General features: G+C 66.5%; 16 protein-coding genes. 12 read left to right on the top strand and 4 right to left on the bottom strand.

Annotation, left to right across the window (positions count from 1 at the left end; genetic code table 11):
* Window positions 1-151 precede the first annotated feature (151 nt).
* The 11 genes from frr to lpxB all read left to right on the top strand — a co-directional run bounded on the left by frr (window position 152) and on the right by lpxB (window position 12,069).
* On the top strand, window positions 152-715 hold the full coding sequence (frr, locus tag NWE53_RS06575; protein ID WP_265053554.1) for a ribosome recycling factor: 564 nt from the start codon (window positions 152-154) through the stop codon (window positions 713-715).
* A 60-nt stretch (window positions 716-775) separates the two neighbouring features.
* The gene (locus tag NWE53_RS06570; RefSeq protein WP_265053553.1) at window positions 776-1,534 is read left to right on the top strand and encodes an isoprenyl transferase; all 759 of its coding nucleotides are present in this window, start codon (window positions 776-778) and stop codon (window positions 1,532-1,534) included.
* Window positions 1,531-2,361: a phosphatidate cytidylyltransferase gene (locus NWE53_RS06565; RefSeq protein WP_265053552.1), complete on the top strand. Its 831-nt coding sequence runs from the start codon at window positions 1,531-1,533 to the stop codon at window positions 2,359-2,361. The genes NWE53_RS06570 and NWE53_RS06565 overlap by 4 nt, the downstream gene beginning before the upstream one ends.
* A gap of 4 nt (window positions 2,362-2,365) precedes the next feature.
* The gene (gene dxr, locus NWE53_RS06560) at window positions 2,366-3,547 is read left to right on the top strand and encodes a 1-deoxy-D-xylulose-5-phosphate reductoisomerase (RefSeq protein ID WP_265053551.1); all 1,182 of its coding nucleotides are present in this window, start codon (window positions 2,366-2,368) and stop codon (window positions 3,545-3,547) included.
* A gap of 22 nt (window positions 3,548-3,569) precedes the next feature.
* Window positions 3,570-4,718, top strand: a complete 1,149-nt coding sequence (rseP, locus tag NWE53_RS06555) for an RIP metalloprotease RseP (RefSeq protein ID WP_265053550.1) — start codon at window positions 3,570-3,572, stop codon at window positions 4,716-4,718.
* A gap of 218 nt (window positions 4,719-4,936) precedes the next feature.
* Window positions 4,937-7,435: an outer membrane protein assembly factor BamA gene (gene bamA / locus NWE53_RS06550; RefSeq protein WP_442864982.1), complete on the top strand. Its 2,499-nt coding sequence runs from the start codon at window positions 4,937-4,939 to the stop codon at window positions 7,433-7,435.
* A 36-nt stretch (window positions 7,436-7,471) separates the two neighbouring features.
* On the top strand, window positions 7,472-8,533 hold the full coding sequence (gene lpxD / locus NWE53_RS06545; RefSeq protein WP_265053549.1) for a UDP-3-O-(3-hydroxymyristoyl)glucosamine N-acyltransferase: 1,062 nt from the start codon (window positions 7,472-7,474) through the stop codon (window positions 8,531-8,533).
* Window positions 8,534-8,740: 207 nt separating this feature from the next.
* A complete protein-coding gene (gene fabZ / locus NWE53_RS06540) occupies window positions 8,741-9,199 on the top strand; it encodes a 3-hydroxyacyl-ACP dehydratase FabZ (RefSeq protein WP_265053548.1) in 459 nt (152 codons plus the stop codon).
* Between the two features lie 34 nt (window positions 9,200-9,233).
* Window positions 9,234-10,043: an acyl-ACP--UDP-N-acetylglucosamine O-acyltransferase gene (lpxA, locus tag NWE53_RS06535; RefSeq protein ID WP_265053547.1), complete on the top strand. Its 810-nt coding sequence runs from the start codon at window positions 9,234-9,236 to the stop codon at window positions 10,041-10,043.
* 14 nt (window positions 10,044-10,057) lie between these two features.
* Complete coding sequence (locus NWE53_RS06530) at window positions 10,058-10,891, top strand: LpxI family protein (RefSeq protein ID WP_265053546.1); 834 nt, start codon at window positions 10,058-10,060, stop codon at window positions 10,889-10,891.
* Window positions 10,891-12,069, top strand: coding sequence for a lipid-A-disaccharide synthase (gene lpxB, locus NWE53_RS06525; protein WP_265053545.1), 1,179 nt, complete (start codon window positions 10,891-10,893; stop codon window positions 12,067-12,069). Before NWE53_RS06530 ends, lpxB begins: the two co-directional genes overlap by 1 nt.
* A gap of 15 nt (window positions 12,070-12,084) precedes the next feature.
* Here the strand turns inward: lpxB and NWE53_RS06520 are convergent, their stop codons facing one another.
* From NWE53_RS06520 to gltX, 3 genes are all read right to left on the bottom strand, one after another.
* Window positions 12,085-13,074: a Bug family tripartite tricarboxylate transporter substrate binding protein gene (locus NWE53_RS06520; protein WP_265053544.1), complete on the bottom strand. Its 990-nt coding sequence runs from the start codon at window positions 13,072-13,074 to the stop codon at window positions 12,085-12,087.
* A gap of 139 nt (window positions 13,075-13,213) precedes the next feature.
* Window positions 13,214-14,503: a citrate synthase gene (gltA, locus tag NWE53_RS06515; RefSeq protein WP_265053543.1), complete on the bottom strand. Its 1,290-nt coding sequence runs from the start codon at window positions 14,501-14,503 to the stop codon at window positions 13,214-13,216.
* Window positions 14,504-14,874: 371 nt separating this feature from the next.
* Window positions 14,875-16,293, bottom strand: a complete 1,419-nt coding sequence (gene gltX / locus NWE53_RS06510) for a glutamate--tRNA ligase (RefSeq protein ID WP_265053542.1) — start codon at window positions 16,291-16,293, stop codon at window positions 14,875-14,877.
* A 283-nt stretch (window positions 16,294-16,576) separates the two neighbouring features.
* Between gltX and NWE53_RS06505 the strand changes: the two genes are divergently transcribed.
* Window positions 16,577-18,727 (top strand): ComEC/Rec2 family competence protein, encoded by a 2,151-nt coding sequence (locus NWE53_RS06505; protein WP_265053541.1) that lies wholly within the window; start codon window positions 16,577-16,579, stop codon window positions 18,725-18,727.
* On the opposite strand, the gene lexA is transcribed toward NWE53_RS06505, so the two are convergent.
* Window positions 18,721-19,437, bottom strand: coding sequence for a transcriptional repressor LexA (lexA, locus tag NWE53_RS06500; RefSeq protein WP_265053540.1), 717 nt, complete (start codon window positions 19,435-19,437; stop codon window positions 18,721-18,723). The genes NWE53_RS06505 and lexA overlap by 7 nt on opposite strands.
* Window positions 19,438-19,481: the final 44 nt, after the last annotated feature.

Here is a 19,481-nt window from a genome sequence, read left to right as displayed (position 1 = left end):
TGCCGCTTTCGCCGATCAACGGCTCGCATCGGCTGCTTTCCCCTTGCCCAATCCGGGGGAACATGCTGTTCGAGCATGTAATTCTTGACCCTGCGCGGCCCCGCCGCCATGGTCGCGCCGATTTTGGATTATCTGCAAGGTCCTGATTGAAATGGCCCAGACGACGTTCGACCTCGCCGACCTGAAGCGCCGCATGGCCGGCGCGGTGCAGTCCTTTAAGGGTGATCTCGCCTCGCTGCGTTCCGGTCGCGCCTCCGCCAACATGCTCGACCCGATCCATGTCGAAGCCTATGGCGCCCGCACGCCGCTCAGCCAGCTCGCCACGGTCTCCGTGCCCGAGCCGCGCCTTCTGAGCGTCCAGGTCTGGGATCGCTCGATGGTTCAGGCCGTCGACAAGGCGGTCCGCGAATCCGACCTCGGCCTCAATCCCCAGACCGAAGGCCAGGTGCTGCGCATCCGCATCCCCGAGCTGAACGAGCAGCGCCGCAAGGAGATGGTCAAGGTCGCGCATAAATATGCCGAGGAGGCCAAGGTCTCCGTGCGCCATGTCCGCCGCGACGGGATCGACGTCGTCAAGAAGCTCGAGAAGGACGGCGACATGACCAAGGACGACGCCGCCCGCAATTCCGATCTGGTCCAGAAGGCGACCGACCAGCACATCGCCGAGATCGACCAGGCGCTCGCGACGAAGGAAAAGGAAATCCTGCACGTCTGATCCATTGCGCGGGATCGTCCCGCGCAATCCTTCCGGCCTAGCCGAGCGAGGCTCCTACCCATGTCATCCGGCCAGCGCGAGGCAGATGTGCCCAACCCGTCCCATGTCGCCATCATCATGGACGGCAACGGGCGCTGGGCGCAGATGCGCGGCCTGCCGCGGCAGGAGGGCCATCGCCGCGGCCTCGAGGCGCTGCGGCGCACGGTCCGCAATGCGAGCGATCTCGGCCTTTCCGTCCTGACGCTCTACAGCTTCTCGACCGAGAACTGGCGCCGCCCCTATGCGGAAGTCACCTTCCTGATGGGGCTGCTCAAGCATTTCGTCGAGAAGGACCTGGCCGAGCTCTCCGCCGCCAATGTTCGGGTCCGGATCATCGGCAACCGCGAGGACCTTGCCGCCGATCTGCGTCGCCTGGTCGAGCATGCCGAGACCAGCACCCGCGCCAATACCGGGCTCGTGCTGGTGATCGCCTTCAACTACGGCTCGCGCGACGAGATCGTGCGGGCGGCGCGCCGGCTCGCCGCCGATGCTGTGGCTGGACGCATCGATCCGGCTGAGATCGACGAGGCCCTGATCACGCGCAGCCTCGACACGCATGATCTGCCCGATCCGGAGCTGGTCATCCGTACGTCCGGCGAAACGCGCATCTCCAATTTCCTGCTCTGGCAGGCTGCCTATGCCGAATTCGTCTTCGCGCCGGTGATGTGGCCGGATTTCGACCGCGCCGCCTTCGAGGATGCGCTGGCGCAATACCGGCGGCGCGAGCGCCGCTTCGGCGGCGTGACCGCTTCCGCCGACCGCAGCGTGGGCGTCGCGTGAATGAGCCTGAGCCAACTGCGCCGCGACCGGGCCCGGGCGAACTGAAGCTCCGGGTCATCTCGGCGCTCGTCCTGGCCGCGCTGGTCCTGCTCGCGACGATCTGGGGCGGCTGGCCGTTCCGGCTGGTCTGGATCCTGGTTGCCGGCCTCGTCGCCTATGAATGGCTCGCCATCGTCAGCCGCTCCAACGCGATCCCGGCCGGCATCGGCGTGGTCGTCGCAGGCCTTGCGCTCGCCTTCTCTCCCGCGAGCCCCGCCGCGCTCGCCGGCGCGGCGGCTGCGGCGGCGCTGCTCGGCGCTGTGGCAACGCCCTTCGTGCGCTCGCGCCTCGCGCTGGAGCTCTGCGGCGTCGCCTATGCGCTAGCCTTCGCGCTCGTCACGCCCGCCTTGCGCGACTTGCCGGCTATCGGCCTGGGACTGATCCTCTGGAGCTTCGCGGTGGTCTGGCTCACGGACATCGCCGCTTATTTCAGCGGCCGCAGGCTCGGCGGTCCGAAGCTGATGCCGAGCGTCAGCCCCAAGAAGACCTGGTCCGGCGCGATCGGCGGCACTGTGGCTGGAGTGATCGGCGGCTATCTTGTCTGGCGGTTCGTGCCTGCCCTCCACGGGCTGACCACGGTTGGACCGGTCATCGCCGCATCGCTTGCCGGCTCGATCGTCAGCCAGGCCGGCGATCTGTTCGAATCCGCCCTGAAGCGCCGCTTCGACACCAAGGATTCGAGCAAGCTCATTCCTGGGCATGGCGGCTTCCTCGACCGTCTCGACGGCTACTGGGCCATTCTCGTTCTGTCCGGGCTTGTCCTTTTCGCGATCCATCTCGACATCTGATCCGATGCCGCTTCGCATTGTCACTCTTCTGGGAGCGACCGGCTCCGTCGGACGCTCGGTCCGCGACATCGTCTCCGAGAATCCGGAACGGCTGGCCATCCGGACTGTCGTCGGCGGCCGGGACGCATTGGCACTGGCACGGGTCGCGATCGAAACGGGGGCGTCCTTCGCTGCTCTGGCGGACGAGGCCGGCGGCCCGGCTTTGCGGGAGGCGCTGGCTGGTACCGGCATCGGCAGCGGGGCAGGGCGCTCGGCCGTGTTGGAGGCGGTGGCTTGCCCCGCCGATATCGTCGTCAGCGCGATCTCCGGGGCAGCGGGGCTGGAGGCGACCTTTGCCGCGCTCTCTCCGGGGCGGACGATCGCGCTCGCCAACAAGGAAAGCCTGGTCTGCGCCGGCGCGGCCGTCATGGCCCGGGCCGCCGAAGTCGGAGCGCGCCTGCTGCCGCTCGATTCCGAGCACAACGCGCTGTTCCAGGTCCTGGGCGCCGAGCCGCTCTCGGCGATCCGCAGCATGACCCTGACGGCTTCCGGTGGTCCGTTCCGGACCTGGAGTGCCGAGCGCATTGCCGCAGCCGTCCCGGAGCAGGCGCTGAAGCACCCGAACTATGCGATGGGCGCCAAGATCAGCGTCGATTCCGCCAGCATGATGAACAAGGGGCTCGAGCTGATCGAGGCCCGTTTCCTCTTCGGGCTGCAGGCCGATCAGCTCGGCGTCCTCGTCCATCCACAGCAGATCGTCCACGGGCTGGTCACCTTCCGCGACGGCTCGGTCAGCGCCGGCATGGCGGTGCCGGACATGCGGGTGGCGGCGGCTCATTGCCTCGGCATCGATGGCCGGCTCGATGCGCCGCCTGCCCGTTTCCTCGATCTCGCGGCTTCGGCGCCGCTGAGCTTCGAGCATCCAGACCTCGAGCGCTTCCCGGCACTCGGTCTGGCGATGGCGGCACTGCGCGAGGGTGGCGCGATGCCCGCCATCCTCAACGCCGCCAATGAAGTGGCCGTGGCGGCTTTCCTCGCCGGCCGCCTTCGCTTCGCGGGCATCCCTGCGCTCGTGGAGGCGGTGTGTACTGCGGCTCCCGACGGAGGACAGGCGCCGCAAGACATTGCATCTGCTCTCGCCGTTGACCACGATTCCAGACGACGGGCCGCCTCGCTCTTGTCGCAAGCGCCGTTCACTGTCACCTAAGGACGAGGATCGGGAGAGTTCGATGGAATTTGCGGCGTCACTCTGGAATGCCGGGTATTTTGCGCTCAGCTATCTGCTGCCGTTCCTGTTCGTTCTCACCCTCGTCGTCTTCGTTCACGAACTCGGCCATTTTCTTGTTGGTCGCTGGTGCGGCGTCGATGTCCAGACCTTCTCGATCGGCTTCGGCCGGGAGCTGTTCGGTTTCAACGACCGGCACGGGACGCGCTGGCGCTTCGCGCTGATCCCGCTCGGCGGCTACGTCAAATTTTCGGGCGATGCGGATGCCGCCAGCTCTCCCGACGATACCGCAGTCCGGCGGATGAGCCCGGAAGAGCGCTCCCGCTCCCTGCCGGCCCAATCGATCGGCGAACGCGCGGCCATCGTCGCTGCCGGCCCGATCGCGAATTTCCTGCTGGCGATCCTGATCTTCGCCGGCACGGCCTTCTTCTTCGGCAAGCAAATGCTGATTCCGCGCGTCGACAGCGTGGTGGCCGGCAGCGTGGCGGAGAGCGCCGGGCTCAAGGCCGGGGACATCGTCGTCGCGATCGACGGGAGGAAGGTCGACAGCTTTACCGAAATGCAGCGTCTCATTTCCACCCGGCCCGAAGAGCGCCTGACCGTCACGGTCGATCGCAGCGGCAGCATGGTGGATCTGCCGGTTACGCCGGCTCTGTCCGAACTCAAGACGCCGCTCGGAATACAGCGTATCGGCGTGATCGGGGTTAGGGCCTCGCCGAAAGCGGAGGATTGGACGACGCAACGATTCGGCGTGGTCGATTCCCTGCGGTCGGGCGTTTCCGAAACCTGGTTCGTGGTGACCCGGACCTATGACTACATCGCGAAGCTGCTGAACGGACGCGAATCCACCGACCAACTCTCGGGGCCGATCCGGATCGCGCAGGTTTCAGGCCTTGTCGCCTCGAGCGGCGGGTTTCTCGGGCTGATCAATCTCGCCGCCATCCTGTCGGTCTCGATCGGATTGATGAATCTCCTGCCCGTTCCGATGCTCGATGGCGGCCACCTGATGTTCTATCTTTACGAGGCACTGCGCGGCCGGCCGTTGAGCCCGCGCGCCCAGGAGATCGGCTTCCGGGTCGGCCTCGCGCTGGTGCTCATGCTGATGTTGTTCGTGACCTGGAACGACATCGTCCATGTGCGCGGAATGCTCTGAAAAATAAGGGGTACTGCTGCGCTTTGCGGCGGAATCGCGGCAGGCTGCGTGGCCTGCCGGCAACGAGATCGTTAAAAATCCTTTGTTAACGATGATCGCGGTTTGCACCCTGCTGGAAACTTTGTAGAAGCGATTGAACCGCAATGTCCCCGTGCTGCCGTCGCCTGATGGCGGTCCCCGTTTGGGGTGGTGACCAGAGATATGGAATAGGCGACCCGATGACGTCGACCCTAAAGAGCCGGACGACCAAGCTGCGGCTCTCTCGATCGATCGGACTTTCGGCTTTGATGCTGGCCGTGAGTGGTGGCGTGGCGTTCGCGCAGGCTGTGGTGGTCCACGGCAATCGGCGCGTGGATGCGGAGACGATCCGCTCCTACACCGTCGGGCGGGAGAACCCCCAGGAGATTCGCGAGAGCCTTCTCGCAACCGGCCTGTTCAGCAATGTCCAGGTCAGCCGCCGTGGTTCGCAGACCGTCGTGACGGTCCAGGAGCAGAACGGCACGGTCAACCGCGTTGCCTTCGAAGGCAACCGTCGTCTGAAAAGCGACCAGCTCTCGCCGCTGGTCCAGTCGCGCGCCGGCGGCCCGCTCAGCCAGTCGTTGATCGATTCCGACGTGGAGCGTCTGCGCGAGGCTTATCGCCGGGCCGGTTATGGTCTGTCGTCGGTGAGCGGGCGCATCGCGCCGCTGCCGAATGGCCGCCAGGATATCGTCTTCACGATCAACGAGAGCGGCAAGACCGGCATCAAGTCGATCAATTTCAGCGGCAACCAGGCTTACTCGTCGAGCCGGCTGCGTGGCCTGATGAGCTCGACCGAATCGAATTTCCTGAGCTGGATCAAGACCTCCGACGTTTATGATCCCGAGCGGATCAGCTCCGATCTCGACCTGGTCCGGCGCTTCTATCTGAAGAACGGCTATGCCGACTTCCAGGTTGCCGGCAATTCGGCCCGCTTCGACGAGGCTGCCGGCGGCTGGGTCGTCGATATCCAGGTCGAGGAAGGCCCGCAGTACAAGGTCGGCAATGTCGGCGTCGACTCCGCTCTGCGCGATATCGATTCCGCTGCGCTCCAGCGCTATGTCGCGACGTCCGCTGGCGACACCTACAACGCCGAGGCGGTCGAGAAGTCGCTGGTCGCGCTGACGACCGAGGTCGCCCGTCGCGGTCATGCCTTCGCTCAGGTCCGCCCGCGCGGTGACCGCGATGCTTCCGGCCAGACGATCGGCATCACCTACGTCGTGGACGAGGGGCCCCGGGTCTATGTCGAGCGCATCAACGTGCGCGGCAACACTCGTACCCGCGACTATGTGGTTCGCCGCGAACTCGATATGGGCGAGGGCGACGCCTACAACAAGGTGATGATCGACCGCGCCGAGCGCCGTCTCAACAACCTCGGCTTCTTCAACAAGGTCCGCATCACCAACGAGCCCGGCTCGGCCCCGGATCGTGTCGTGGTCAACATCGATGTCGAGGACAAGGCGACCGGCTCGTTCTCCATCGCCGGCGGCTATTCGACCTCGGACGGCGCCATCGGCGAAGTCTCGCTGTCGGAGTCGAACTTCCTCGGCCGCGGCCAGTTCGTTCGAATCGCGGGCACGCTCGGCCAGCGCGCGCAGGGCATCGATTTCTCGTTCACGGAGCCCTATTTCCTGGGCTACCGCGTGGCGGCCGGTATCGACCTGTTCTCGAAGTTCAACGACAACTATAACACCGGCCGTTTCGAGAGCCGCGTGACCGGTGGTCAGGTGCGCTTCACCTTCCCGATCACGGAAGAGTTCTCGATCACGCCGCGCTACTCGATCTACACGACCGAGATCGAGATTCCGAACACGACCGACCGGCCTTACAACGACTGTAGCTTCCCGATCCCCGGCATCACGCCGACCGGCGGCGCCAACACTATCTATAACTGCGTGACCAACGGCGAAGCGACGGTGGCGGTCAAGGAGGCGCAGGGCACGACCCTGACCTCGCTGGTCGGCCTGAACTTCAACTACAACTCGCTCGACAGCGTGCAGAGCCCGCGCAACGGCTTCATCGCCGAACTGAAGCCGGAATTCGCGGGCGTCGGGGGCGATTCCAAGTTCCTGCGCATCGCGGCGGACGCGCGCTACTACCGCGAGATCTTCGACGATGTCGTCGGCTTCCTGCGCGTCCAGGGCGGTCACGTCCAGGCGACCAGCGGAAACCTGCGCATGGTCGATCACTACTTCCTCGGACCGACGCTGGTCCGCGGCTTCGCGCCTTCCGGCATCGGCCCGCGCGACGTGCTGAACGATCCGACCGCGAACGCCGTGGGTGGCACGAGCTACTTCGGCGGCTCGGTCGAGGTGCAGTTCCCGATCTGGGGCCTGCCCCGCGATCTGGGTCTGCGTGGAGCGCTCTTCGCCGACGCCGGTACGCTGTTCAACTACGACGGCGGCAGCTCTTCCGCTTTTGCGGGCTGCCCGGCGGGCTCGGAGGCGCGGCAGTTCAATGTTGTGACCGGCGGTGCCCAGACCAACATCGCCTGCGTGCGCGACAAGAACATCCTGCGCTCCTCGGTTGGCGTGAGCTTGCTCTGGCAGTCGCCGCTGGGTCCGATCCGCTTCGACTATGCCTATGCCCTGACCAAGGACGATGGTCAGTGGGGTCTCAACCCCGCCACGGGCATCGCTGGCAAGTACGGCGGCGACCGCCTCCAGGCGTTCCGCTTCTCGGGCGGCACCCGCTTCTGACGAGGCGGGGTCTCGTACCCCGCTCCGGACCTGATCATGGCAGAGCCCATCTTCTTTCAGCTTGCGACCTCGCTCGACTTCGGCGAGGTCGCAGGCATTTCCGGCGCTTCGCTGCCCGCGGGTGTCGATTCTGCACGTCGCGTGGAAGGGGCTGCAGCCCTCGAAACGGCCGGCCCGTCCGATCTCGCCTATATGGACAACCCCAAATACGCAGAGGCGCTGGCGGCGACGAAGGCGGGGCTGTGTCTGGTTTCGTCGCGCTTTGCCGATCGCGTCCCTGCCGGCACGGTCGCGTTGGTATGCCCCGCGCCGTATCACGCCTTCGCCAAGATACTGGCGCGGTTCTTCCCTGCGGCGTTGCGGCCCGAATCCGTTTTTGCCTCGCAGGGCGTGGCTCCGGGCGCCGTCGTCCACGCCACCGCCGTGCTTGAGCCCGGCGTGACGGTCGATCCGGGTGCCGTCATCGGCCCCGGTGCCGAGATCGGGGCAGGAACCGTCGTTGCCTCTCATGCGGTGATCGGCCCGCAGGTCCGGATCGGTCGCAATTGCTCGATCGGTGCGGGCAGCACGATCCAGTCCGCACTGATCGGCAACCGCGTGATCATCCATCCCGGCGCCCGCATCGGGCAGGATGGCTTCGGCTTCGCCATGAGCCCGAAAGGGCACATGAAGGTGCCGCAGATCGGCAGGGTCATCATCCAGGACGATGTCGAGATCGGCGCCAACACCACCATCGATCGCGGCGCCAGCCGCGATACGGTGATCGGCGAAGGCACGAAGATCGATAACCTCGTCCAGATCGGGCATAATTGCGTGATCGGCCGCCATTGCGTGATCTGCGCCCAGACGGGCCTCGCCGGCTCGTCGACATTGGAGGACTTCGTCGTCCTCGGCGGCCAGGTCGGCCTCGCCGGCCATATGACGGTCGGCGCGGGTGCCCAGATCGCCGCGCAGAGCGGCGTAGCCGGGGATGTCCCGCGCGGCTCCCGCTATGGCGGCTCTCCGGCACAGCCGGCTTTGGCGTGGGCGCGCGAAATCGCCCTGCTCAAGCTTCTGGTCGCCAAGCGTGGCCGGAAACCCGACACACCTCAGGACTGACTAGCTCCCGACCGGATTTGGGCGGGAGGCCTGCGCTCCTTCTCGTGAAGAAGCAGAGAGATTTATGTTGCCGAAGCCCCCCTGTTTCCGGCAAACGGGGCGGAAGGCTTTGGAATTGTTGCCGATTGCGGAAGCGGTTTTCGCAATCGTCCTGTTCAAGAGAATGCGAAGCGTCGCCCCGGGACGGCGCGCGGGAGAAGACAGACAATGAGCGAGGCGACGACGGCACTGGGTGTGATCGACATCCAGAAGATCATGGCCAGCATTCCCCACCGCTATCCCTTTCTGCTAGTCGACCGGGTCGTCGAGATCGATGGGGACCAGTCCGGCGTGGGCATCAAGAACGTCACCGTCAACGAGCCGCAGTTCACCGGCCACTTCCCGGAGCGGCCCGTCTTCCCGGGCGTGCTCATGATCGAGGCCATGGCGCAGACAGCCGGCGTGCTGGTCGTCAACGCACGCGCTGCGGGGGAGCAGGAGGTCAAGACGGTCCTGTTCACGACGATCGACAAGGCCAAGTTCCGTAAGCCTGTCATCCCCGGCGACACGCTGCGCTTCCACATGACCAAGCTGGCCCGCAAGCGCAATATCTGGTTCTACCGCGGCGAGGCGCGGGTGGAAGGCGTGCTCGTGGCCGAGGCCGAAATCTCGGCCATGGTCGTTTGAGGCAGCGGCGTTGCGAGATCAGGATCAGCTCCCGATGAGCCCTTCCATTCATCCCATGTCGGTTGTCGACCCCAAGGCGCAACTCGGCGCGGGGGTCCGGATCGGACCATTCTGCACCGTTGGTCCCGATGTCGTACTTGGTGAGGGCGTCGAGCTCCTCAGCCACGTGGTCGTCGCCGGCCGCACCACGGTCGGAGCGCGCACGCGGATCTATCCCTTCGCCTCGATCGGGCATCCTCCCCAGGACGTGAAATATCGCGGCGAGCCGTCGACGCTGACGATCGGCGAGGAATGCCAGATCCGCGAGGGGGTCACCATGAACCCCGGCACCGAGGGCGGGGGCATGGTCACGAGCGTCGGCGACCGCTGCTTCTTCCTGGCCAACTCGCATGTCGGCCATGACAGCCGTCTCGGCAGCAGCGTCATCTTCTCGAACAACGTGATGTGCGCCGGTCATGTCACGATCGGCAATTTCGTCATCGTCGGTGGCGGCGCTGGCCTGCAGCAATTCATCCGTATCGGCGATCACGCCTTCATCGGCGGCGGAGCCGGGGTGTTGAGCGACGTCATTCCTTTCGGCACGATCCGCGACAATCCAGCCCATCTCGTCGGGTTGAATCTCATCGGCCTCAAGCGCCGCGGCTTCACGCGCGAGCAGATCCATGAGCTGCGCCGCGCCTACCGCCTGCTCTTCGCCGATGAAGGAACCTTGACCGAGCGTGTCGAGGACGTCGCGGCCGAGTTCGCCTCGCATCCGCTGGTCCACGAGATCCTGGATTTCATCAGGGAAGGCGGCGACAAGGCGCTGTGCATGCCGCATGACGTCTCCGCCGTGGAGAGGTGAGCTCCGAGAGAACCGTGCACGGCCCGCTCGTGATGATCGCGGGCGCAGGCCAGTATCCGGTCCGATTGGCCCAGATTCTCGCCGGGCATGGTGAGCGGCCCTTCATTGCGGCGCTGGAAGGCGCGGCCGACCCCGCGGCTTTCGGCGATGCTGATGTGCGGAGCTACCGTCTCGGCCAGCTCGGCAGCCTGCTGAGCGAGTTGCGCCGGCGCAGCATTGGCGACATCGTCATGCTGGGAAGCCTGCCGCGGCCCAGCTTCGGGGCGCTGCGGCCGGAAGCCTCGACCTTGAAATATCTGCCTCACTTCGCGCGCGCGTTCCAGGGCGGCGACGACCATCTGCTGCGTGGTGTCGTCCGCTTCTTCGAGGAGCAAGGCTTCCGCGTCCACGGCCCGGCGGACATTGCGCCGGAACTGACCGCGCCCCGGGGGCCGCTCGGCCGCAGGCAGGCGACGGCAGAGCAGCAGGCCATGCTCGGGCATGGCTTCTCGCTGCTGGCGGCGCTGTCGCCGTTCGATGTCGGCCAGACGGCGATCCTAGCCGACCATCGGGTCATCGCGATCGAGGCCGCCGAGGGTACGGACGCGATGATCAGGCGCGTCGCGGATCTCGTCGCGCGCGGGCGCCTCAAGATCGGCAAGGGCGACGGCGTGCTCGTGAAGGCTCCTAAAACGGGGCAGGATCTTCGCGTCGATATGCCAGCCATCGGGCCGGACACCCTGCGCAACATCGCCGAAGCCGGTTTGTCGGGCATCGGGCTGAGGGCGGGCGAGGTGCTGGTCGGTGACCGCGAAGCGCTTGGGCGACAGGCGGATCAGCTCGGGCTCTTCATCGAAGGCGTCGCCTGATGCGCCCCTTCAAGCTCGCCATCATAGCGGGCGAAGCCTCCGGCGATGCGCTCGCACTACGCTTCCTTGCGGCCCTGCGCGAACGATTGGGCGATCGCCCCATCGAATTGCGCGGCGTCGGCGATCACGGCCTGCCGCAAGCAGGGCTGGTGCCGTTCTTTCCGCAGGCCGATATCGCGGTGATGGGCTTCGGTCCGGTGATCGCACGCCTCCCACTTCTCCTGAGGCGGATGGAGGATGCCGCCCGCGGTATCGCCGATTTCCAGCCCGATCTGCTGCTGACGATCGACAGCCCGGATTTCTGCCTGCGTGTGGCGAAGAAGGTTCGCGCGCGCGCGCCTCATATCCCGATCGTGCACTGGGTTTGCCCGAGCGTCTGGGCCTGGCGCTCCGGCCGCGCGCGCCGCATGGCGCCGCATGTCGACCGCATCCTGGCGCTGCTGCCGTTCGAGCCCGCCGCGCTGGCGCGGCTTCACGGTCCCGAGACGATCTATGTCGGCCATCCGCTGATGGAGCGCCTCGCCGAATTCAGGCCGAACTCTGCCGAGCAGGGCATGCGCGATGATTCTGCGCAGCCGCAGGTGCTGGTCCTGCCCGGCAGCCGGCGCTCCGAGATCCACCATCTGATGCCGGTTTTCGGTGAGGCGGTCGCACGGGTGGCCGCTGCTGTTCCCGGCGCGCGCTTCGTTCTGCCGGCCGTTGCCCGGCTGCAGCCGATGATAGCGGAGGCGGTGGCGCGCTGGCCGGTCGCACCGGAGATCATCAGCGGCGAGGCGGGGAAGCTCGCGGCTTTTCGGGGAGCCCGCGCAGCCCTGGCCGCTTCCGGCACCGTGACGCTCGAACTGGCGCTGGCCGGCGTTCCGACGGTTGCGGCCTATCGCGGGGCAGGCTGGGAGGCGGTGCTGGCCCGGCGGCTTATCAAGGTGCCGAGCGTGATCCTGCCCAACCTGATCGTCGGCCGGAGCGTCGTCCCCGAATTCATCCAGGATGACGCGACGGCGGACTCCTTGAGCCGAAAGCTGCTCATAGCGCTAGCTGAAGGCACTGAACGGCAGGCGCAGCTCGATGGCTTCGCCGAGGTCGAGACAATCATGCGCTCGGCCGGGCCGAGCCCTGCCGCCAACGCCGTCGAAGCGGCGCTGGCCTTGGTTGCCTCGCAGGCTGACCGCGAGGCTTGAACTTATAAGGGCGGCCTACTCGACGACCGCGCCGGAGGCCTTGGCGATCGGCGCCCATTTCGCCAGCTCGACCTTGACGTGCTCGCCGAGTTGCTCCGGTGTCGAGCCGACGATGTCGGCACTGACGTCGTTGAGCCTCTTCTTCACGTTCTCGTCCTTGAGCGCCTGGTTGGCGACCTGGTTGAGCTTGTCGACGATCGGCCGGGGCATGTTCGCCGGGCCGAACAGCGCGTTCCAGGTATAGGTCTCGTACCCGGCCAAGCCGCCCTCGGCGATGGTCGGAAGATCGGGGAAGGACGAGACGCGCTCCTTGGTGGTGACGCCGATCGCCCGCAACTGGCCGTTGCGAATGAAACCGGCGGAGGAGGGCAGGTTGTCGAACATGATCGGCACCGCGCCGGAGACGACGTCGTTCAGCGCCGGCCCGGCGCCGCGATAGGGCACATGGTTCATCTGGACGCCGCCGAGCGATTTGAAGAGCTCCCCGGAGAGATGCAGCGGCGTGCCGACGCCGGACGAGGCATAGGAGTACTTGCCCGGATTGTCCTTCAGCACCTGCAGCACCTCCTTGACCGTCTTGGCCGGGAAGTCGGGGTGCACCACCATCACGTTGGGAACTATCGCGAGCAGCGAGATGGGGGTGAAGTCCTTCACGGCGTCGAAGGTCACTGTCTTCAGGATCGCGGGATTGAGGGCATGCGTCGAGATCGTACCGAGCAGCAGTGTGTAGCCGTCCGGCGCCGCGCGCGCGACGGCGGTGGACCCGATGTTGCCGCCCGCACCGGCCCGGTTCTCGATCACGATATTCTGGCCGATGAGCTCGCCCATCTTCTGGCCGACGAGACGGGCGACGATATCGGTCGAGCCGCCGGCAGCGAAGGGCACGATGAGCGTGATCGGCCGGGTCGGGAACGCGGCCTGCGCCCGGGCTTGCGTGCCGACGAGCCCGGCGGCTCCTGCCGCTATGAGGAAGGAGCGGCGGTCGAGAAAGCGGTTGTCGGTCATGAACGGATCTCCGTTGGAAGACCCGACTTTAGCTGCCCGCGCCAGCGGATCACCCGCGCGACTTTCATCAATCATCTGAAACAATAAGGGCGCGGTGGAGACCACCGCGCCCTTGTCGTCATCGTTCCTGGCGTTGAGTTCAGCGGCGGCCGATCGGCGAATAGTCGCGCTGCGGCGAGCCGGTATAGAGCTGACGCGGACGGCCGATCTTCTGGGACGGGTCCTCGATCATCTCCTTCCACTGCGCGATCCAGCCGACGGTGCGGGCCACGGCGAAGAGCACGGTGAACATCGAGGTCGGGAAGCCCATCGCCTTCAACGTGATGCCCGAATAGAAATCGATGTTCGGATAGAGCTTCTTCTCGATGAAGTATTCGTCGCTGAGCGCGATGCGCTCCAGCTCGATCGCGACGTCGAGCAGCGGGTCGTCCTTGATGCCGAGCTCGTTCAGCACCTCATGCGTGGTCTTCTGCATGATCTTGGCGCGCGGATCGTAGTTCTTGTAGACCCGGTGGCCGAAGCCCATCAGGCGGAACGGGTCGTTCTTGTCCTTCGCCTTGGCGATATACTTCGGGATGTTGTCGACCGAGCCGATCTCCTCGAGCATCTTGAGTGCCGCCTCGTTGGCGCCGCCATGGGCGGGCCCCCACAGGCAGGCCGTACCGGCCGCGATACAGGCGAAGGGGTTGGCGCCCGACGAGCCCGCAAGACGCACCGTCGAGGTCGAGGCGTTCTGTTCGTGGTCGGCGTGCAGGATGAAGATGCGGTCGAGCGCGCGCGACAGCACCGGATTGACCTTGTACTCCTCGGCAGGCACCGCGAAGCACATGCGCAGGAAGTTCGACGTGTAGTCCAGCGAGTTCAGCGGATACACGAAAGGTTGGCCGACGGTGTATTTATAGGCCATCGCGGCGAGCGTCGGCACCTTCGCGATCATCCGCATCGAGGCGATCATGCGCTGCTGCGGGTCCGAGATGTCGGTCGAGTCGTGATAGAAGGCCGACATTGCGCCGATCGAGCCGACCATGACGGCCATCGGATGCGCATCGCGGCGGAAGCCCTGGAAGAAGCGGGCCATCTGCTCGTGCACCATGGTGTGGCGCGTGATGCGATAGTCGAAATCCGCCTTCTGGGCGGCGGTCGGCAGCTCGCCGTAAAGCAGCAGATAGCAGGTCTCGAGGAAATCGCCGTGCTCGGCGAGCTGGTCGATCGGATAGCCGCGATAGAGCAGGATGCCGGCATCGCCGTCGATATAAGTGATCTGCGACTCGCAGCTCGCCGTCGAGGTGAAGCCGGGGTCGTAGGTGAACATGCCCGTTTGGGCGTAGAGCTTGGCGATGTCGATGACGGAGGGACCGACCGATCCCGTCTTGATCGCCATGTCGACGGTCTTGTCGCCGACCTGGAGCTGGCTCGTGTTTCCGCTCATCGATACCGATCCTTTCAAGGCTCGCTGCTGTTCAGCCCCTGTTTCGCCTGGTGGCCGGAGCTTTCGCGCCGGGCTTCCCCCATCCGAAGGCCGCGATATGACGGGAACATGTCGTCGGAGGAGTTAGAAGGCGATCCATGTAGCTGATATACAAGCAATATTCGTGCCCCGCCACGGTGCTGCAGCGCAACGCACTTGCGCGTCACTAGACCATTTGCCCAGCGCATTCAACCGAGCCAAAAGGCGGTTCGAACCGCGCCTCGCTCATATCTCCGCGAGCAAGGCGCCGGTGCTCTTCCATCCCCTTGCAATCGTTGCAGCGGGAGCCGCAAGCACGGCGATCCATCGGCCCGGCTGTGCTCCTGAGCGGCTCACGCCTGGTCTGCGAGCCGCGCCAATGTCTCCTCGCGGCCGAGCACGGCCATCACGTCGAACAGCCCCGGAGACATCGCCCGTCCCGTCAGCGCGGCGCGCAGCGGCTGTGCCGCCTGGCCGAGCTTCAGGCCGTTCTCCTCGGCATAGGCCCTCACGGCAGCTTCGAGAGGCGCGGGCATCCAGTCGGCGACGGCAGCGAGTTTCTCGGCGATCTGCGAGAGACGCTGGCGCGCTGCGTCGTCGAGAAGCCCGGCGGCCTTCTCGTCGAGCTTCAGCGGGCGCGGGGCATAGAGATAGAACGCGCTGTCGAGCAGCTCCACCAGCGTCTTGGCGCGCTCCTTGAGCCCCGGCATGGCGGCAAGGAACTTCGCCTCGAGCTCGGGCGACAGCGTCGGCGCGACCCCGCGTGCCGGCCCGATCTCCGGCAGGATGACCTTGAGCGCATCGAGCAGTTCCTGGTCGCTCGACTGGCGCATGTAGAGCCCGTTGAGGTTCTCGAGCTTGGCGTAGTCGAAGCGCGCGGGCGAGCGGCCGATCGAGGAGAGATTGAAGGCGTCGATCATCTCCTGTGTCGAGAAGACCTCCTGGTCGCCATGGCTCCAGCCCAGCCGCACGAGATAGTTGCGCAGTGCTGCCGGCAGATAGCCCATCGAGCGATAGGCATCGATGCCGAGCGCACCGTGGCGCTTCGAGAGCTTGGCGCCGTCCGGCCCATGAATCAGCGGGATATGCGACATGCTCGGCACGTCCCAGCCGAGCGCATCGTAGATCTGGGTCTGGCGGGCGGCGTTGGTCAGATGGTCGTCGCCGCGGATGACGTGGGTGACGCCCATGTCATGGTCGTCGACGACGACGGCGAGCATATAGGTCGGGTTGCCGTCCGAGCGCAGCAGCACGAGATCGTCGAGATTCTCGTTCTGCCAGACGACGCGGCCCTGGACCTCGTCGTTCACCACCGTCTCGCCGGTCTGCGGCGCCTTCAGGCGGATGACCGGCTTGACGCCGGCCGGCGCAGTCGCCGGGTCGCGGTCGCGCCAGCGCCCGTCATAGCGCAGCGGCTTGCCCTCGGCGCGGGCCTTCTCGCGCATCTCGTCGAGCTCGGCCGGGGTGGCGTAGCAATGATAGGCCTTGCCGGCGGCGAGCATCTGCTCGGCGACCTCGCGATGGCGCGCCGCGCGCTGGAACTGGTAGACGGTCTGGCCGTCCCAATCGAGGCCGAGCCACTCCAGCCCGTCGAGGATCGCCGTGATGGCGGCGTCGGTCGAACGTTCCCTGTCCGTGTCCTCGATGCGCAGCAGCATCTTGCCGCCGTGCCGGCGGGCGTAGAGCCAGTTGAACAGCGCCGTCCGCCCCCCGCCGATATGCAGGAAACCGGTGGGCGAGGGCGCAAAGCGCGTGACGACGGCGTTGCTCATGGGAGGCGACTCCGGCCGGGCGGGGAAAACCGTCCGGGGTAAACGTGGGAAATGGCGCAGGTCATGACATGACAACCGGCGCGCGCCCTGTAACATGGCTTGGCCGGAAAGGTTAAGCGGTCAAATCGCAATGCCGATGGGGATGGGGCAGGCGATGCAGCCGGGGCCGTCAGGGCAGGGGGAACGGCGCGGCGCCCGCGTTGGCGCCGTGCCTCTGCGTTTGCGGCCATCCTGGCCGGCGCCGGTGTGGCTCGATGCATGGTTGCAGGGCTGGCAGGCGCGCTTGGGCCGTGCCCTCGCGCTGGAGGCCGAGCGCCGCCGCCCGTTCCTGTGGCTGCCCGTGGCGATGGGCGCCGGCATCGTGTTTTATTTCGCGGCAGATCGTGAGCCGGCTTTGTGGGCGCCGTTGCTTGGCCTCGTCCTGAGCATTGGACTTGCCTTTGCCTTGCGCTTCCATCGCCTTCCATCGATGGCTTGCCTGGCTGCGGCCGCCGCTTTTGCCGGCTTTGCGGCGGGGGTCTGGCGTACCGCCGACATATCAGCACCGATGCTGGAGCGGCCGCGGATCGGCAAGCTGACAGGCTATGTCGAAACGGTGGAGGCAAGGGACAACGGTGCCCGCATCGTCGTGCTGGTGACCGATCTCGCGGGGGTGCCGGAGGGCGAGCGCCCGAAGCGGGTGCGCGTCAACATCCGCGCCGGCTCCGTCGCGCCCGGGGACCATATCGTCGCGACCGCCCGGCTGCTGCCTCCGCCGGGGCCGGCGCGGGCGGGCGGCTATGATTTCGGCCGCGATGCCTTCTTCAAGGGAATCGGAGCTGTCGGCAGCATATCCGGCAAGCTCGCTTTGGCGCCGCCGCCCTATCCGATGCCGACGCGTCTGGCGATCGATGTGGCGATCGACAAGGCCCGCAACGCCCTGACCCGGCGCATCGCCGAGGCCGGCGGCGGGCAGGGCGGCGCGGTGGCGGCCGCGCTCGTCACGGGCAAGCGCGGGCTGATCACCGAGGCGACCAACAACGACCTGCGCGCCGCCGGTATCTACCATATCGTCTCGATCTCGGGGCTCCACATGGTGCTCGCTGCCGGCACGATCTTCTGGCTGGTGCGAGCCCTGCTGGCGATCTCGCAGACGATCGCATTGCGTTGGCCGGTCAAGAAGCTCGCCGCCGTGGCCGCCATGCTCGGTGCAACCGCCTACTGCATCTTCTCGGGCAGCGACGTCGCGACCGAGCGTTCGCTGATCATGACGCTGGTGATGCTGGGTGCCATCCTGGTCGACCGCGCGGCGTTGAGCATGCGCAACCTCGCGCTCGCTGCGATGATCGTGCAGCTGCGCGAGCCCGAGGCCCTGCTCGGGCCGAGCTTCCAGATGTCCTTCGGCGCGGTCGCGGCACTGATCGCGTTCGCCGAACGTTGGGAGCGGCGGGACCGCGCCCGGCCTCCGCCAGTTCTGCCTTGGCCTGTCGGCCCGCTCTGGACCGCAGCGCTCGGCATCGTCGTCACCACCTTGCTCGCCACGGCGGCGACCGCACCCTTCGGCGCCTATCACTTCCAGACCTTCAATCCTTTGGGGCTGCTCGGCAATGCCATGGCGCTGCCCTTCGTCTCGCTCTTCGTCATGCCGGCGGCGGTCTTCGGCGTTTTGGCCTATCCCTTCGGGCTGGATTGGCCGGCCTGGGCGCTGATGGGGCTCGCCTCGGATGTCGTGCTGAAGGTGGCGCACTGGGTCGCGGCCATCGACCATTCAACGGTGATGATCGCGGCCTTCGGTCCCGCCGTGCTCGTCTGCTTCGTGCTGACATTGCTCTGGCTGACGCTCTGGACAACGGCCTGGCGCTGGCTGGCGGCCATCCCGCTCATGTTCGGCGTCGCCGTCGCCGGCAAGCCCGAGCGGCCGGAGATCCTGATCGAACGCGACGGCTCGGGTCTAGCGCTGCGCGGAGCCGATGGCCGGCTCGCCATCGCCGGAAGGCCCAGCCGCTTTGTCCTGCAACAATGGCTCTCGTCCGATGGTGACAGCCGCTCGCCGGATGATCCGACGCTGCGGGCCGGCATCGTTTGCGACAGCCTGGGCTGCATCGGCCGCACGGCCGATCAGCGCACCGTGTCTTACACGCGCGATCGGCTCGCAATCATCGAGGACTGCCTCCGCGCCGACCTCGTCGTCACCGCGATTTCCTGGAGCGGCGCCTGCAAGGCGAGGTTGATCAGCCGTGGCGCGCTGAGCCGCGACGGGGCGACCTCGCTCTATCGAACAGCGACAGGCTGGAGCAGCCATGTCTCGGAGCAGGGCGCCGCAGACCGTCCCTGGAGCCGCCGCCGCGAGCAGCCGCAGGCGACGCCACCCGCGCCGCGGGCCAACAATCAGCCGCCCACCAACCCGGCATCGGTGTCCGTCGACAGCGACGCCGACATCGAACGGCTTCAGTAGCGCCGCATCAGATTGACGAGACGGCCCTGGATCTTGACCCGATCCGGCCCGAGCACGCGGGTCTCGTAGGCCGGGTTCGCCGCTTCGAGCGCGATCGAGGAGCCGCGCTTGCGCAGCCGCTTGAGGGTGGCCTCCTCGTCGTCGATCAGCGCCACCACGATATCGCCGGTATTGGCCGTGTCCTGCCTGCGGATGACGACCGTGTCGCCGTCGAGAATGCCGGCCTCGACCATCGAATCGCCACGCACTTCGAGCGCGTAATGCTCGCCGGAGCCGAGCATGTCGGGCGGCAGCGAGACGGTGTGGCTGCGGCTCTGGATCGCCGAGATGGGCGTGCCGGCGGCGATGCGCCCCATGACCGGAATCGCGATGGAGGAACGGCTGTCCTCATCGGCTCCGGAACCCGGGCGTGGCTTGCCGAGGCTGGGCTGCGATCCGAGACCGCCCTGGACGATGGCCGGGCTGAAGCGGGGGCGCTGCTGCGGAGCGCCGAGACCATCGGGCATCTTGATGACTTCGAGCGCGCGCGCCCGGTTGGGCAGGCGGCGGATGAAGCCGCGCTCCTCCAACGCCATGATCAACCGGTGGATGCCGGATTTCGAGCGCAAATCGAGCGCGTCCTTCATCTCGTCGAAGGAGGGCGGCACCCCGCTCTCGCGCAAGCGTTCCTGGATGAAGCGCAGGAGTTCGTGTTGCTTGCGTGTCAGCATGGTTGCCGCCAGCCCTTCAAAGCGCAGATTCGAAACAAAGCACG

Source organism: Bosea sp. NBC_00550 (assembly GCF_026020075.1).
Lineage (GTDB): Bacteria > Pseudomonadota > Alphaproteobacteria > Rhizobiales > Beijerinckiaceae > Allobosea.
Note: the sequence above shows the minus strand (reverse complement) of the source record. Positions and strands in the feature narration are given on the sequence as shown.